The organism is Aerococcus tenax, assembly GCF_003286645.3.
Taxonomy (GTDB): Bacteria; Bacillota; Bacilli; order Lactobacillales; family Aerococcaceae; genus Aerococcus; species Aerococcus tenax.
This window is the reverse complement of the sequence record NZ_CP127382.2, coordinates 365,657-382,203: the sequence shown is the minus strand read 5'-3', so window position 1 is coordinate 382,203 and position 16,547 is coordinate 365,657. Positions and strand designations below refer to the sequence as shown.

General features: G+C 43.5%; 13 protein-coding genes and 1 riboswitch. Of the genes, 4 read left to right on the top strand and 9 right to left on the bottom strand.

Annotated features, from left to right (window positions below; all coding sequences use genetic code 11):
• Positions 1 to 3: 3 nt before the first annotated feature.
• The 3 genes from tyrS to DBT50_RS01720 all read right to left on the bottom strand — a co-directional run bounded on the left by tyrS (position 4) and on the right by DBT50_RS01720 (position 5,377).
• On the bottom strand, positions 4 to 1,266 hold the full coding sequence (gene tyrS, locus DBT50_RS01730) for a tyrosine--tRNA ligase (protein ID WP_111851891.1): 1,263 nt from the start codon (positions 1,264 to 1,266) through the stop codon (positions 4 to 6).
• Between the two features lie 330 nt (positions 1,267 to 1,596).
• Entirely contained in the window at positions 1,597 to 4,242 is a 2,646-nt protein-coding gene (gene mgtA / locus DBT50_RS01725) for a magnesium-translocating P-type ATPase (RefSeq protein ID WP_390624492.1), read from the bottom strand.
• A gap of 206 nt (positions 4,243 to 4,448) precedes the next feature.
• Positions 4,449 to 4,617: riboswitch (M-box (ykoK) riboswitch) on the bottom strand.
• A gap of 133 nt (positions 4,618 to 4,750) precedes the next feature.
• Complete coding sequence (locus DBT50_RS01720) at positions 4,751 to 5,377, bottom strand: cyclodeaminase/cyclohydrolase family protein (RefSeq protein WP_111851896.1); 627 nt, start codon at positions 5,375 to 5,377, stop codon at positions 4,751 to 4,753.
• Positions 5,378 to 5,692: 315 nt separating this feature from the next.
• On the opposite strand from DBT50_RS01720, the gene glnA reads away from it, so the two are divergent.
• Entirely contained in the window at positions 5,693 to 7,030 is a 1,338-nt protein-coding gene (gene glnA / locus DBT50_RS01715; RefSeq protein WP_013669162.1) for a type I glutamate--ammonia ligase, read from the top strand.
• A 101-nt stretch (positions 7,031 to 7,131) separates the two neighbouring features.
• Here glnA and DBT50_RS01710 read toward each other — a convergent pair whose 3' ends face one another.
• Entirely contained in the window at positions 7,132 to 7,839 is a 708-nt protein-coding gene (locus DBT50_RS01710) for a zinc metallopeptidase (RefSeq protein WP_111851898.1), read from the bottom strand.
• 71 nt (positions 7,840 to 7,910) lie between these two features.
• On the bottom strand, positions 7,911 to 8,876 hold the full coding sequence (locus DBT50_RS01705; RefSeq protein WP_111851900.1) for an alpha/beta hydrolase fold domain-containing protein: 966 nt from the start codon (positions 8,874 to 8,876) through the stop codon (positions 7,911 to 7,913).
• Positions 8,877 to 9,138: 262 nt separating this feature from the next.
• Between DBT50_RS01705 and DBT50_RS01700 the strand changes: the two genes are divergently transcribed.
• Positions 9,139 to 9,747 carry a YkyA family protein gene (locus DBT50_RS01700; RefSeq protein ID WP_111851902.1) on the top strand — a complete coding sequence of 203 codons (609 nt, stop codon included), beginning with the start codon at positions 9,139 to 9,141 and terminating at the stop codon, positions 9,745 to 9,747.
• On the top strand, positions 9,740 to 11,053 hold the full coding sequence (locus DBT50_RS01695; RefSeq protein WP_111851932.1) for a putative glycoside hydrolase: 1,314 nt from the start codon (positions 9,740 to 9,742) through the stop codon (positions 11,051 to 11,053). The genes DBT50_RS01700 and DBT50_RS01695 overlap by 8 nt, the downstream gene beginning before the upstream one ends.
• A 47-nt stretch (positions 11,054 to 11,100) precedes the next feature.
• Here DBT50_RS01695 and DBT50_RS01690 read toward each other — a convergent pair whose 3' ends face one another.
• Positions 11,101 to 12,270 (bottom strand): pyridoxal phosphate-dependent aminotransferase, encoded by a 1,170-nt coding sequence (locus DBT50_RS01690; RefSeq protein ID WP_111851904.1) that lies wholly within the window; start codon positions 12,268 to 12,270, stop codon positions 11,101 to 11,103.
• Positions 12,267 to 12,761, bottom strand: coding sequence for an Lrp/AsnC family transcriptional regulator (locus tag DBT50_RS01685; RefSeq protein ID WP_111821431.1), 495 nt, complete (start codon positions 12,759 to 12,761; stop codon positions 12,267 to 12,269). The genes DBT50_RS01690 and DBT50_RS01685 overlap by 4 nt, the downstream gene beginning before the upstream one ends.
• A gap of 214 nt (positions 12,762 to 12,975) precedes the next feature.
• Between DBT50_RS01685 and DBT50_RS01680 the strand changes: the two genes are divergently transcribed.
• Entirely contained in the window at positions 12,976 to 13,953 is a 978-nt protein-coding gene (locus DBT50_RS01680; RefSeq protein WP_111851906.1) for a DUF1002 domain-containing protein, read from the top strand.
• A gap of 451 nt (positions 13,954 to 14,404) precedes the next feature.
• On the opposite strand, the gene rlmH is transcribed toward DBT50_RS01680, so the two are convergent.
• Together rlmH and DBT50_RS01670 are read right to left on the bottom strand one after the other, a co-directional pair.
• Positions 14,405 to 14,884, bottom strand: a complete 480-nt coding sequence (gene rlmH / locus DBT50_RS01675) for a 23S rRNA (pseudouridine(1915)-N(3))-methyltransferase RlmH (RefSeq protein WP_111851908.1) — start codon at positions 14,882 to 14,884, stop codon at positions 14,405 to 14,407.
• Between the two features lie 377 nt (positions 14,885 to 15,261).
• Positions 15,262 to 16,545, bottom strand: a complete 1,284-nt coding sequence (locus DBT50_RS01670; RefSeq protein ID WP_111851910.1) for a S1C family serine protease — start codon at positions 16,543 to 16,545, stop codon at positions 15,262 to 15,264.
• Positions 16,546 to 16,547: the final 2 nt, after the last annotated feature.

Sequence of the window (16,547 nt, the reverse complement as noted above, 5' to 3'; positions counted from 1 at the left end):
TTCTTAATCGGCAAAAGTCATTAAGAAATATTTCTTCTTACCCCGACGCACGACAATGTATTTATCTTCGATGGCATCAGCAGGTGAAATCTCATAATCAATATCTTGGATCCGCTCACCATTAATATAGATGGCCCCATTTTTAATGTCTTCACGGGATTGGCGGCGTGAGCTCTCTACTCCGTTATCCACTAGCCATACTGCTAAGTTAGCCGTCTCTCTAGGCACTTGGCCTCCAGGCATATTATTAAAGCCCTGTTCAATTTGCTTGGCACTGAGATTCTTAATGTCTCCTGAAAAGAGGGCTTCAGTAATGCTTAAAGCATCGGCTAAACCTTCCTCCCCATGAACAAAGAGGGTCATTTCCTTGGCTAAAGTCTTTTGAGCCTCCCGTTTATGAGGTTCAGTGGCGACTTTTTCGGCTAATTCAGCAATCTCTTCTTTTGACAGGAAGGTGAAGTATTTCAAGTATTTAACCACATCAGCATCATCTTGGTTAACCCAAAATTGGTAGAACTCATAAGGGGAGGTCTTTTCTGGGTCTAACCAAACTGCCCCACCAGCGGTTTTACCAAATTTCGTGCCATCTGCCTTCAACATGAGGGGGATGGTTAAACCGAAGGCCTTAGCTTCAGGGCCTTCTACCTTACGAATTAAGTCTAAACCGCTGGTAATATTGCCCCATTGGTCGGCCCCACCAATTTGTAAACGGACATCTTCTTCCCGGTATAAGTGTAAGAAGTCCATGGATTGAAGGATTTGATAGGTAAATTCAGTAAAGGAAATCCCGTGTTCAAGACGCGACGCCACCACATCCTTAGCCAACATGGTATTGATATTAAATAATTTCCCATAGTCACGCAAGAAGTCTAGTAAGGACAAGTCCTTGGTCCAAGCATAGTTATTGACTAAGCGGAATTGGGCGTTAGGATCCTTGAGGAAGAGTTTTTCCATTTGAGCAGTCAGCTTACGGGCATTTTCATTAACAGCCTCCATGGATTGTAGTTGCCGTTCTTCACTCCGACCAGATGGGTCACCAATCGAACCAGTCGCTCCTCCAATTAATATCACCGGACGATGGCCTTGTAATTGGAAACGTTTTAACATGATAAAAGGGATCAAGTGGCCAATATGCAAGGAATCCCCAGTAGGGTCAACCCCACAATAGAGGCTGATCGAATGGTTTTCAACATAGTCTTTTAAACCTGCTTCATCGGTTTGCTGGTTAATTGCGCCACGCCATTCTAATTCATCAATAATATTCATGGAACTACTCCTTCTTGTCTCATTTTAGTCTGTTTAAAGTTCTGTCAATTCTCTTATTAAGCAATAAAAAAAGTCCCTGCCAATTAGACAGGGACGATTGTTACCGTGGTACCACCCAAGTTGCTTAAAAAAGCCACTCTCGCGCGATAAGGTAGCGCCACCTAGCAATTCCTCTAACAAGTGTAATTCATCATTAACAGGTACTAGTTTCCACCAACCACTAGCTCGCTATCCAGGCAACTGTTAATCACTACTGGGCTTGTCTTGCTTAATATTCCTCATCAGTATAGGTAATTTCACCCTAATTGTCAAATCCAAGTCCCGGTAAACTTAGAGTAACTTGCCATAATGTTTAACATAGAAATGTTTGACCAAGGTCACTAGGACCAAGTAAGAAATCACAATAGCCACCAGTAAGAGCCAGAAAGATCCGGGTAAGGGAGCTAAACCTAGATAGAAGCCTAACTTGGTCCGAGGCAGTAAACTACCAAAGATAATCCCAATGGTCGTGATCGTGGTAAAGATAAAGGATGGCCGGCTTTGAATAAAGGGTAGTTTTTCCGTTCTTAGCATATGAAGAACCAGGGTTTGTGACCATAAGGAAACCACGAACCAACCTGAATGGAACAAGGCTTCAAAAATAGCTTGTTGTCCCGTCGATAAGGTCCAATAAGATCCGTTTAGGACTTGAGGAATAATCCAATGATAAAGCGCCACAAAGGAAAGCACATCAAAAATGGAAGAAATTGGCCCAAAGTAAATCATAAAATTCTTCACATGCGAAGCGTCCCAGTTCTTAGGTTGCTTCAAGTAGGAGGCATCCATGCGGTCCCAAGGAATGGAAATGCAGGCAATGTCATAGATCAGGTTCAAGACTAACAGTTGGGTCGGCATCATGGGCAAGAAAGGTAAGAATAAGGAAGCCATCAAGATGGAAAAAGTATTCCCAAAATTTGATGAAGTCGTAATATTAATATATTTCATAATATTTCCAAATATTTCCCGACCAGAAACGACGCCCTTTTCTAAAATCATCAAATCTTTTTCTAAAAGAATGATATCGGCTGATTCCTTGGCAATATCGACTGCAGTATCAACAGAAATGCCCACATCAGAAGTCGTTAAGGCAGCGGCATCATTAATCCCGTCACCCATAAAACCAACCACATGGCCGTTATCTTGGAGAATTTGGGTAATTTGGGCCTTTTGTTGAGGAGAAATTTTGACGAAGACTTGGTAGTCTTCCACCGCTTGGGCTAAGGCTTCCTCGTCCATGGCTTCCAGGTCGATCCCATTAATGATACTATCTGCCGAAATTCCTACTTGACGACACACCGACCGGGTAACTTCTTCATTATCACCCGTTAGGACCTTCACATCCACTTGGTGGTCAGCCAGTGCCTTGAGGGCCGGTTGGGTGGATTCCTTAGGTGGGTCAAGGAAGGCTAGGTAGCCAATCAAAAGCATATCCGACTCATCTTCGATGCTAAAAGCATCCACTGCTGGTGGGTTGGTTTTTTGAGCAATGCCGATGACCCTTAGACCGTCTTCATTGAGATCTTTGACCTGTTGGCGGATTTCTCGCCGGAGGTCATCCGTTAAAGGAATGGCTTGGCCTTGTTTGAGGACCAGGGAGGAAATGGCTAGCATTTCTTCCACCGCCCCTTTGGTAATTAGTTGCCGTTTCCCTACCTTATCTTCGACAACGACACTCATCCGCCGCCGTTCAAAATCAAATGGAATTTCATCGACCTTGTGGTAGTAGTTAGGGTCCAGGTCCAGTTCCCGGTGGGTGGCTTCGATAATGGCCACGTCCATCAAGTTCTTCAAACCGGTTTGGTAGTAAGAATTCAAGTAGGCATGGCGGAGGACCCCACTGTCTTCATCGCCATCACAGTTCAAATGCATTTCTAAAACAATTTTGTCTTGGGTCAGGGTCCCGGTTTTATCGGTACATAAGACATCCATAGCGCCAAAGCTTTGAATGGCGTTTAAATTCTTCACAATGGTCCCACCCTTGGCCATGGTTTGTGACCCCTTGACCAGGTTAGTGGTCACGATCATCGGAAGCATTTCCGGAGTCAAGCCGACCGCAACCGAAATCGCAAAGATCAAAGCATCCAGCCAATTCTTCATATGGATACCATTAATCAGAAAGACTACCGGAACCATCACTCCCATAAAACGCATTAAAAGAGTAGAAATTTTACTAATTCCGATGTCAAAGTTGGTGACTTCTTCTTCAGTGGTCACGGTTTTTGCGATATCACCAAAGAGGGTCTGCTCCCCGACAGCAATCACTAGTCCGACTGCACTACCGCTAATGACGTTCGAGCCCATAAAGGCCAGGTTGGCCTCATCAACCACAGTCTCAGCATGATCAGTGGCTTGGGCCATTTTTTCTACCGGATAGGATTCCCCAGTCATGGCTGCTTGAGAAACAAAGAGGTCCTTACTTTCAATAATCCGCAAGTCAGCAGGAATAAGGTCCCCTGCTGATAATTTAACCAAGTCCCCGCACACAATCTCTTCGGTAGGGATTTCATTGAAATCGCCCGCGCGTTTGACATTGGCAGTCACTTTAACCATTTCCTTCAAGTGTTCTGCCGCATCATTGGATTGCTTGGATTGGATAAAGGATACGGTCCCAGAAATAAAGACCAGGACCAGAATAATCACTGAACTAATGCAATCGCGACTATCCGCCGCTGCAAAGACATAGTCAGTAAAGAATGAAATGATAGCCAGACCAATTAAAATTAGGGTAAAAGGGGTGAGATAGGCTTGGACAAGTTCTTCCATTAAGGAAGCTTTGTCCCCATAATCGATCACATTTTCCCCGTATTCTTCTCGCAAGGCTTGGACTTGATCATCGCTAAGGCCGTTTTTATCAATTTTATAGTAGTTAAAAAGTTCGCTTATTGAATAAGCAGCAAATTGCCGGTAACGGCCTTGGTTTTCAAATTTTTTCATCATTATGCTCCTTTCTGTGGGAGCCTAAAGCTTAATCAGAGACCCTGGTAATGGCCTCAAGAGGTTAAGCAATAAACTCCCTTGCTGTCGACTTTCCGCTATCTGTTCTTGCTCTTCCTCCATAGCCATCACCTCCATCTTTTCCTTGGCAAAATAAAAAGAGCCCCTACCCAAGAAAGTAGAGACTCCATTATTAATAAGCTCAGTTGATTGAGTTGCTTCGTCTGAGTTTTAGCACTGTATAACGTAAAGAAAAATTTCTTAGCTACCTGGAGAAAGCCTTATTTCGACAATCTCTGTTTTACCCATTGGCGTCTCTCGACATTTTTGGGCGATAGCTTATGTTTATACAGGAGCCTCTGCCTAACACTTCGGTATTCAAATTTTCCACATAGTATAGTACACTACTTTTTCTTTATTTGCAAACTCTTTTTTACAATTTGTCCGAGCATTAACACTTTACTAGACATGCAGTGGCTCTCAATCGCCAAATTTAGCCAAACAAGCTAGCTTATTGTCCCTTACGTTTTTCAATTGCTTTAAGGAGGGCTTGGTCCAGATTTCCAATCCGGTCTAAGAGAGCACTTTGTTTTTTAGCTAAAAATTGGGCGCTGGCCTGGTCTTTAATTAAGGCCAAATTGTTTTCTACATTATGGTTAGAGCCCTTAAAGGCAGTCAACAAGTGGTCCCTTGCCACCTCAACGTCAGCTAAGATGCTTGGCTTAACGAGGCGAGCGACGTTTTCTAGTAGGGCCAAATCATCAACCACTAAGGCGATGACTTGCAGAGGTAAATGCGTTGCTTGAATCAAGGTCACTTGGATTTGTTCGCTGCGGGCTTGTTTTTCATCCTCACTACTTGCTTTTTGCTTGTAAGCCGCAAAGAGCCGGGCAGAGACCTTTTCGTCTTCGCGGGCAAAATGTAAGAAGCTGTCGCTATCTCGGTCCATTTGATGGGCTAGGTCAGATAAGTTAGCCGCGGTATTGGCATCCTTGGAAAAGTCAGTCCGGTCCAAAGTCACCTTAGCCGCCATACTTGCCAAGGCACACGCAAAACTACCAGTGACACAGGAAACTGCCCCACCGCCTGGGGCAGGTGCCTTGGAAGCCACTGCTTTAATTAATGATTCTAATTCCATTTCAACGCTCACTCTTTTCTTTTTATTTGGTTAAATAATCAAACATTACTCCCAAACTCATTAGGAGACAGGTAAATCACTTGCTATCCTATCAAGCATGTTTTTCTTATTTTAACCAAAATACCAGGGAAAGGCATTAGCTTTTTTAATTATTTTTACTTATTAATAATACTATAGCTGAATGCAGGCTCTGACATAAGAAAAACTTTAGAAATTATGAATAATTTTTTCTTGTGATCTTATTTTACATGTGTTATATTTTCTTACATAGAAATCGATTAACTAAGCTGTTAAGAAGATTGGAGTTATAAAAAGATGAAACAAATTAGCGAAGAGCAAATCCGTTCCGATATCAAAAAAGAAAATGTCCACTTTCTCCGCCTCGTCTTTAGCGATGTCAACGGCACCCTAAAAAATGTCGAAGTGCCGATTAGTCAATTAGATAAGGTTTTGGATAATAAACTGATGTTTGACGGTTCTTCCATCGACGGTTTTGTTCGTATCGAGGAATCCGACATGTATTTAATTCCCGATTTAAATACTTGGTTAATCTTCCCTTGGACCGCTGGTGACAATAAGAAAATCGGCTTACTGCTCTGTGATATTTATTCCACAGACGGCACGCCCTTTATCGGTGACCCCCGCGGTAACCTGAAACGCTGTGTCCAACGTCTAAATGACGATGGCTTTAAGGAATTCAACCTCGGTTTAGAAGCAGAATTCTTCCTCTTTAAATTAAATGACAGTGACGAACCAACGACTGAAGTTAATGACCATGGGGGTTACTTTGACCTGGCTCCCGTTGACCTCGGTGAAAATTGCCGCCGCGATATCGTCCTTACCTTAGAAGAAATGGGCTTTGAAGTGGAAGCCAGTCACCATGAATGTGCCCCTGGCCAACATGAAATTGACTTTAAGTATTCTGATGTGGTGGATGCTTGTGACAAGGTCCAAATCTTCAAATTAATTGTTAAGTCAATCGCCCGCAAGCATAATCTCTATGCCACCTTCATGCCTAAACCTGTATACGGTATCGCTGGTTCAGGGATGCACTGCAACATGTCCCTCTTTGATGAAAACGGCAATACCTTCTACGATGAAAACAGTGCTGACGGCCTTTCCGAAACCGCCCACCTATTTGTTGCTGGGATCTTAAAACACGCCAAAGCCATCACTGCTCTGGGGAACCCAATCGTTAACTCCTACAAACGCCTAACTCCTGGTTATGAAGCCCCAGTCTATATCGCCTGGTCTGCCCAAAACCGGTCACCATTAGTTCGAATTCCTGCAGCCCGTGGCAATTCGACTCGGATTGAATTACGGTCAGTAGACCCTTCCGCTAACCCATACCTCGTTATGGCAGCTTGCATCTATGCCGGTTTAGACGGGATTGAAAACAAACTCCCTGTTCCTGAACCCATTGATCGAAACATTTACAACATGACTTCAAAAGAGTTACGGGAGTCTCATATCGAACAACTGCCTTCTAACTTAAAAGAAGCGGTTAACTTCCTCAAAGAAGACCAAGTGGTGCTCGATGCTCTCGGTAGTCATCTATCCAATAACTTTATTACAGCAAAAACCATTGAGCACGATGAATATGAAACCCAAGTCACCCAATGGGAAGTTGAGCGTTACTTAAAAGCTTACTAATCAAACCGTTTCCAAAAAGAAAGCGTGGCCAAAAAATTGGTCACGCTTTTTTAATATCAAATTATTCTTAGAAAGAGCATTTTCTAATGTCTTCTTGCTGCTTAATCTCGCCGGCTGCCACCGAAAAGAATAATAATCCGTAGGAGGGAGAGTAAGGTAGAGACTGTCCCAGCTACATAAGTGAGAGCAGCCGCTCTTAAAGTAGACTTAGCATAGGGTAATTCTTCCTGACTCAGAATATTCATTTCGTCGAGACAACGAATGGCCCGTCTAGAAGCATCAAATTCAACCGGTAAAGTCACCAATTGAAATAACAAGGCCAAGGAAAACAAGGCAATCCCAATATTAATCAGGGTTTGATTCATTCCAAAAAGGACCCCGAGTAACAGGATAGGCATGGACAGACTGGAGCCGAAGTTAACCACGGGAACGATTTTTTCCCGGATCCGCATAAAGGCATAGTTATCAGCATCCTGTAGGGCATGGCCGCACTCATGGGCAGCAACACCAATGGCTGAAATCGAGCTCTCTTGGGAAACTTGGTCCGAGAGATAAAGAGTCTTATCACGGGGATCGTAGTAGTCCGTTAATTTCCCCCGCACCGAACTCACACCCACATGGCCAATTTGGTTGTGGTCCAACATCATCCGAGCCACCTGGTCAGCAGTTAAGCCACGGCGGTTAGTATAGCGGCTATATTTATCAAAAGTTCGGTTGACATTCCAAGAGGCAATCCCGGCAATAATGGCACCGATAATTAACAAGATAATGGTAGGATCAAACATGTAGAATAAAGGAAATCCAAACACTTTTACATCTTCCTTTCTGATCTTTATTGACTATTATAACAAGAAAGCCAATAGATAACTATAAAAAAGTATTAAGGAAAGACGACTTTAGCGATTAAATCAATGACTTCATCCTGCTCAGGAATAGCCAAGAAATGGAAGTTATGGGTCAAATAATCAAAAGCATAGAAATCGACCGCCAGTCCCTTTTGCTTTAATTTCCGGTAAAAGGCTAAGACTTCTAAATATTGGACATCTTTCTTACCCATAAAGAGATGGACCTTGGGTAAGGCCCCTGCCTGGTCAGCGTCTAGGGCAATAATCCGTCCCTCACTCGCTTGCCAAAGACTGGCAATGGCTTGGTAATCAGAAAAGGTCATCAAGTAATCTTTTTGTTCCTCATCTTGACTGCTAGTGATGCTATGTTTCGTCGTTACCCAAGGTGAAAGTAAAATCAGCCCTTCAAGGATAAGATCACTACTGCTATCTCTTGCAATGGGTAAGGCAAATAATGCACCAGTATCTGAAGCCATTAAATAGAGGTCTTCATCGGTATAATCCAGACTAATTTCATCCAGTAAGCCCTCTAAACGCTCCACTTCTTCATCAAAATAAGCGTAGGAAAGGGGTTCAATATAGGGGATTAATAGGCGCAGCTGATTATCTTCAGCAAAATTTTCCAAAAACCGCCACTCCTTAGGCGAAATTGCTTCAATCCGATGGCCCCCATGGAAATAAACCACTAGCTTATCTGGGCGAGAGTTTTCTGGGCTGAGCACATAGGCTTTCCCATTTTGATAGCTTGAGAGTGAGATATTCATGCCATGTTTCTTGGGATAGTTTAAATCTCCCTGTCGAGCAGTCTTCAACTGGTCCTCTAGGAAGTGGCGGTAATCAGCCTCATCGGCATTTTTTAGCCGGTCTTTGAGCCGGTAGAAGTCCTCTAGGAGCCGACTCTTTACGCTCCGATCTTCTTGGTAAAGGGCATGATAAGCATAGCCCGCTAAACTGGCAACCACCGTTGCTGCATAAGCTAATAAACGTTTCTTTCTTGACATGAATGCTAACCTCTTTCTTTTAGCCCTTAAACTTACCTATTATTATACAATCAAAGCGCGGTCAAGGGCGATAGCCTAGGACAATGTTATCAAAATGTTAAGCTTTCTTTTTGAATTGACACGAAGACTATGGAGCACTCGTTAAGAGCAAATTGAGCTAAAACTCGGTGTAAAAAGGAAAATGAAGATGAGTAGGAAAGCCTTTCTTTTTTTGTTATACTGAAAACAGTTTTATTTTATTTATAAGAAAAGGATGAGAAATATGGTAAAGAAATTGGGACTATTGCTAGTCATGGTCTTTACTCTGGTCGCCTGTGGCAAACAGCCTGCCGAACAGTCGGCCCTAGAAAATATTGAAACCATTACTAGCCAACTGAATCAGATTCAAGCTCAGGAATCTGAACTGCAAAGTCACTTTGAAACAGATATCAGCCAGGACTCTTCATTGAGTCGCTTAGGAGACAAAAATAGTCAAACAGGGAAGAACCTCAAACTACGTGAAGAAGCCACCCAAAAAGCCATCAAGGAGCTCACTGCCCTAAAACAAGTCAGTGAAAAAGTGGAAGATGAAAGCTTGCGTCAATCTCTTAATGAAACCGCAAGTCAAGTGGAACAATACCTCAATGACTATCAAAACTTCTTAGAAGAAGAAGACCAGTATTACCAAGAAATTGGCGAAAAGGACGCCACCATCGACACCTTTGAGGATACCATGGCGGCCCTTAATGAAAAACATGTCAATTTGCAAAACCAATTAAAGAATTTAGAAAGTCAGCTAGAAAAGAGCCGTCAAGCCTTGCAAGATGTGCAAAACAAAGACCAAGCCCTAGCTAGCCCGTACACTCACAAAGGAGGTTATGACTTTGTCTAAGCAAGAATATCGTCGTCCTCCCCATAGAAGACGTTGGTTACAGATTTCTGCTGCTTTATTGTGTTTATTAGCCGTTCTCTTAATTATTGTTTTCTTTAACCGCGATCGCTTTCAAAATCAAGCAGCCCAGTCTTCATCCACCAATAACACTAACCAAGTCGCTAAGGCAGAAAAAGCGGAGGTTAGCGACCAAGAATTACAAATCAATGAAGGTAACCAGGCCTTACTCCGAGTCCCTAGTGTTAAACCCGAACGCTTCTACAAGGCCAGTCAGGTCAACATTTCCTACCCTAAAGAAGGGGTTCGTGGCATCTACCTGTCTGCCCACGGTATGGGGACACCAAGTATTTTGGAGCGTAACATTAACTTACTTGATTCCACTGGCTTGAACAGTGTAGTCATCGATGTCAAGTCTGACTGGGGCTCAATCGCTACCCAGTTGCCAACCGATAATGACTTGGTTAAGAAGAACGAAGAAATTACCTTTAATGGTCAAGAAATGATGCAAACCTTTGAAGAGAAGCAAATTTATCCGATTGCCCGCATCACCACCTTCAAGGATACCTATGCTGCCCAAGCCTACCCGGATTGGTCCTTTAAGAAATCCAATGGTGAAATCTGGTCTGATGCCGGTGGCCAAACCTTCCTGAACCCTTATAACAAAGACGTTTGGGCCTATGTGGTCGACGTGGCTAAGGGTGCTGCCGAACTTGGCTTCAAGGATATCCAATTCGACTATGTCCGCTTCCCAGAAGGTTTTGAAAACTTTGGAACCAGCCTGGTTTACGATATGGGGGATTATGCGCATTATGGTAAAGATAGTGTCGAAGGCCGCTGCCAGGCCATCACCGACTTCTTAGCCTATGCTCAAAAAGAGCTCCGTCCCTATGGTGTCGATGTCTCAGCTGATATCTTCGGTTACGTCACCACCATTAGTTCAGCCCCAGGCATCGGTCAAGACTTTACCGATATTGCCAATACCGTCGATGTGGTTTCTTCCATGATTTATCCGAGTCACTGGAGTAATGGTGACTTTGGCTTCACGGCACCTGACCTTGAACCTTATGGGGTCGTTGATAATTATATGGACGTCGAAGACCTCCGCTTAGAAAATATCGATGGCGACCATGCCCATTCCCGTCCTTGGTTACAGGCCTTTACCGCTAGTTACTTAGCTAATGGGACTTACCAAGAGTACACCAATGTTGAAATCGAAGAGCAAATCCAAGCCCTCCGTGACCATGGTGTTTACGAGTACCTACTCTGGAATGCCGCTAACGACTACCCAAGTAATGTCGATTACTAATTAAGAAAGCAAAAACACTTGTCCGAAAAGGGGCAAGTGTTTTTTTACTAGTCTTGTCTTAGTTTTTGGATAAAATGGTTAAGTTTTTCGACCGCTGCTTCTAGTTCATTCAAGGAATAGGCATAGGAGATACGAATATGCCCTTCACCACCTTCGCCAAAGGCTGATCCAGGAACAACCGCTAATTTTTCTTCATCTAATAATTTCAAGGCAAATTCTTCACTGGATAGACCAAATTCACTAATATCCGGAAAGGTATAAAAGGCTCCTTGGGGCTCAAAGCAAGGGAGGCCCATGTCCTTAAACCGGGCCATCAAAAAGTTCCGCCTTTGTTGGTAGGACCGCCGCATCACTTGGACATCATGGTCGCAGTCTCTTAGAGCGACAATCCCTGCATATTGAGAAATGGTTGGAGCAGCCATAATGGTAAACTGGTGAATTTTTATCATTTGTTCCATAATCTCATGAGGGGCACAAGCGTAGCCCAAGCGCCAACCGGTCATGGCAAAGGATTTAGAAAAACCATTGATGTAAATGGTTCGCTCTTTCATTCCTGGAAAAGCAGCAATCGACACCAAGTGTTCTTGATTATAATTTAATTCAGAATAAATTTCATCAGTGATGACATAGAGATCATGAGCCTCAATCACTGGAACTAAGGTAGCCAGCTCTTCCTTAGTCATACTTGCTCCAGTAGGATTGTTCGGGAAGTTAATAATCATTGCCTTGGTTTGAGGAGTGATGGCGGCTTCTAAATCTTCCGGAGTCAGAATAAAGTGTTGATCAGCCCTTAAAGTCACGGGAACAACGACACCATCAGCTAGTTTGATTGAAGGGGCATAGGAAACGTAGCTAGGGTCAATACAAATAACCTCATCACCAGGATTAATAATCGCCCGACATACCATATCAATAGCTTCACTTCCCCCAACAGTCACCACGATTTCTGAACTGGGATCATAATGCAGGTCATGTTTAACATCGATATATTGACTAATAGCCTGACGTAATTCCATCAAACCGGCATTGGCTGTATAGTAGGTTTTTCCTTCACGAATACATTGCATGGCTGCTTGTCGGATAGGCATGGGAGTCATAAAATCGGGTTCCCCCACCCCTAAAGAAATGACATCAGGGATTTCATTGGCAACTTCAAAGAAACGGCGGATGCCAGAAGGGGCTAGTTGGACCGCTTTATGACTGATTGACTGGCTCATTGGCTAATCACCAACCGATTTCTACCATCCGTCTTCGTCTTAAATTGGGTCCCGTGGTCCTTATAGCGTTGCATGACAATATGGGTGGCAGTCCCTTGAACGTGATCTAGGGTGGCTAATTTATTAACAAAACCTGATATCCTATGCATGGGGAGGCGCTTAGTTAAGACCAGATAGTCATAGGCCCCACTCATTAAATACAGAGCTTCCACTTCATCGTACTGACTAATCACATCAGCGACTTGTTGGTAAGAAACGCCCTTATGCAAGTTCACTGTGATTTCTATCATGGCCGATGCATATTCATTATCCGTTGCATCCCAGTTGACCATGGCTTGGATACCAGAGAGGATATTAGCGTCTTTGAGCACCGTCTTCATCTCTACGACTTCATCTTTGCTTAAGGAAAGCATGTCGGCCAAGGTTTGGTCACTTAGGCTGGCATCTTTTTCTAATAAGCGTAATAATTCATGGGCTTTTTCTTTATTCATTGTCATCGCCTCTTTCATCTTCAATCGCTTTACAAATTTTTGATAGAACTATTTTAGCGCATTATGACCTCCTTAAAGCTTATTTATTTCTTAAAATAAAATTTTAGTTTTCGCGCAATTTTTTAACATTCCTTAGCCTCCCCTTAAGGAAAAGCTAAAAGATTATCTTTTTAGCCATGTTATAATAGAATTAACAATTAAGGAGGTTTTTCGAATGAATCAATTGAAACGTGGGCTCTTGGCCGTACTCGCTTGCCTAATGGCCATAACCCTCTTCATTCCCCAAACAAGTGCCCAGGCAGCTATCAAAGAATCTATTTTTACTTATGGTGAGTCCCTCAACCAAGGTCAATTCCAGGAGACTCAAAAGCTCTTAGGGGTTGATGCCAATGCCCGGGCTGTCCAAGTGAATATTAATGAATTGAATGGCCTATTACATGATAATTACCCCTACTACCAAGTTTATTCATCCGCTTATATTGCCCCAGCCAAGCACAGTGGGGTCAATGTAGAAATCGTCACCCCTAAAACCATTACCGCCATTACGCCCTTACAATACGAGAACGCAGCCCTAACAGCCGGAGCAACCAATGTTGATATTAAAGTCGCTTCCGCTGTTCAAGTGGACGGTTCCGGTGCCTTGGCAGGTGTCTATAAGGCCTTCCAAGACAGCGGCCAAGCCTTAGATGGCAAGGCAGTTTCTGTCGCCCAAGAAGAATTGCAAACCGCTTCAACCATTACTAAGGAAAACCAAAACAAAGAAAATTATTCTGACGAAACCTTGAATGCTGCCATCGCTGATATGAAAAACCAAATCCAACAAGCCAAGGAACAAAATGGTGGATCGATCGATGGCAATACCATCCAAGTCATTGTTAATAACGTCATCAATAATTACAATCTTAATGGCGTCCTTTCTGAAGAAAATATTCAACAATTACGGGACTTAATGACGAAATTTAGCCAAATCGAACTGACTGAGGAGCAAAAAAACGCTCTTTCCAACTTTGGACAAACCTTAAAAGAAAAGAGCGGCCAATTAGTGGATTCCGCAAAATCCGCTTGGGATAATATGGACGAGACTGATAAAAATGGAATCACCGATTTCTTCCACAGTCTCTGGCAAAGCCTCTTAGGCATCTGGGATTCAATCTTTGGCACCAATTATGCCCAAAATAACCAAGGCCAATAAAATTTTATAGTAAAAACCAAGCCACTAGGCCCTGGATAAGTTTACTTATCCACAGAGCCTAGTGGCTTTTTTGACTTTTGTCGCACTCTATAGTTGAGTTTGGACGCCAGCCTTGAAGTTGCTTCAGAAAATACCAACACACAGACCTACTGTGCTTATGGTATTTTCCTCCAGCAATTCAAGCCTTTAGTGGCGTCCTCACATCCTTTTCAAACCTGTTCCAAAAGTCTGCCCTGACGTTCACTTCACGAAACGTCGACGAATTCTCTGCGTGAATTCTTTCGACTTTTCGCTCCAGTGGTTCAGGGCTCTTTTTGACTTTTGTCGCACTCTTCTTAAACCTGCTCCAGCCACAGGACGAACGTCCGCTTCAGAAAATTCCAGCGCACAGTATTCTGTGCTTATGGTATTTTCTTCCAGCGATTTCGTCCTTTGTTGTGACTGTCGCACTCTATTTATGATAGGGTTCGTGGTGAATAATGCGAAAGGCCCGGTAAATTTGCTCGCTAAGCACCAAACGCATCAATTGATGGGGAAGGGTCATCCGACCAAAACTGAGTAAGAGATCGGCCCTTTGATTGACCGCCGGACTAGTCCCCAAGGATCCGCCAATGACAAAGACAATGTCGCTCTTGCCATAGGTCAGGCAGTGATCAATTTGCTGGGCCAATTCTTCCGAACTTAAGTCCTGACCCTTGATAGCAAGCACAATGACATAGGCTTGGGGAGAAATCTTAGCCAGTAGGCGTTGACCCTCTTTTTCGATGATTTGCTGGTTTTCCAAGTCGCTGGCATTGTCTGGGGTAGGCTCATCCTTAACCTCAATCACTTCTAATTTCCCATAGCGTTGCATTCGTTTTTGATACTCAGCAATCCCCTGTTTCAAATATTTTTCTTTCAATTTTCCCACGCTGAGAATGGTAATCCGCATCTCAAGTCACCCTTTTCTTCAAATTCTCCTTCATCATAGCATAACTCCTCCTTTTCACAAGGACTTATCCACAGTTTCCTCCACAAATCCACAAGTTGTTAATAATAAAGCCTATTATGAAGGGGTTTTTACCCAGAAATTTCGACCTATCCCAAGTTTTCACTTTTTATACACATAATTGCCCACATGAAAGAAGCCCATTGTGACGGGACTTATCCACTTTTCAACAAAGTTATCCACAGTTTCACAAAGTTTTACCCTGATCTTGTGCATAAGGCTTGGGGATTATGTTGATAAAGCCAAGGCCAAGAACAAAGAAAAAGCCCCAGTTTTCCTGAGGCTTAATTTACTATCATTATCCCAAAAATTTTAGTCAACTAGGCATTATGGTGGTCTTGAGGCCGTAATTGAATGGTAGTGATTTGCTTCTTACCATTGCGGTAATATTCAATTTCAACCTTTCCATTGGGGTCTGAACCATAGAGGGCTTGACGTAATTGAGTAGTATCCTTAATTTCATGGTCGCCAAAGCGGGTAATCACATCATACTGCTTCAAGCCTGCTTGGTCGGCAGGAGAATTAGGGTCAACCTCCATCACGACTACCCCGTCCTCAACCGCTTCAGGCAATTTCAGCATTTGTTTTTGCCGTTCCAGCGGGAATTGGTAGAGACTAGCCATGCGCAGGCCAAGTCCTGGCCGGGTTACATGGCCATCTTTTTCTAACTGGCTAATAATTGTGGTCACGTCATTACTTGGGATGGCGAAGCCCATACCTTCAACTTGGGCGGTGGAAATCTTCATCGAGTTGATCCCAATCACTTGGCCGGCAGAGTTCACCAAAGCGCCCCCTGAGTTACCTGGGTTAATGGCTGCATCCGTTTGAATAGCAGTCACGGTCCAATCACTTTGCCCGTCTTCATCTAAGTCGGTCGGCACTTGCCGGTTCAAACCAGAAACGATACCTGATGTTACCGTTGAAGCAAAGTCAGACCCTAAAGGCGAACCGATAGCAATGGCTGGTTCCCCCACCTTCAATTGGGAAGAATCCCCAAATTCTGCCACAGTTTTAGCATACTCAGCTGGCATGGCCAAGACAGCCAGGTCAGTCCAAGGATCAGCCCCTACCAGGTCAACTGGCACTTGGGTCCCGTCAGCAAGGATTATCTCCAGGGCATCGCTCCCCTTAATCACATGGTTGTTGGTAACGATATAAGCCTTATCGCCATGGACCTTATAGATGACACCCGAACCTTCTGAGGCGGTTTTTAGTTCATCACTATTGCGGCTGGGTTGGGTAAAGCCAAATAAGTCATAAACTTGGTTGTTAGGACGGGCCAAGTTCACCACAGAAACCACCGAGCCGGCAACCTTATCCACCACAGCAGAAACATCAGATTGAATCTCCACACTGGCTTGTTGGGTCCCTTGTTGCCCCTTATTTTCGTTCTTATTTTGGCTTTCGGCATTGACCTGGCGTTCCACCATGGTTTTCACTTCATCTTCAGAAACCTTATCTTGGTTGGCGTAAGCGGAAACCCCACCCACTAAACCAGCACCGATTAGGCCACTGATAATAGCGGTTCCCCATTTGGAATTAATAGCGTTTTTAGTATCATCTTTTAAATTATGATTTTTATCAGGATTAACTTCTTTAGGCATAT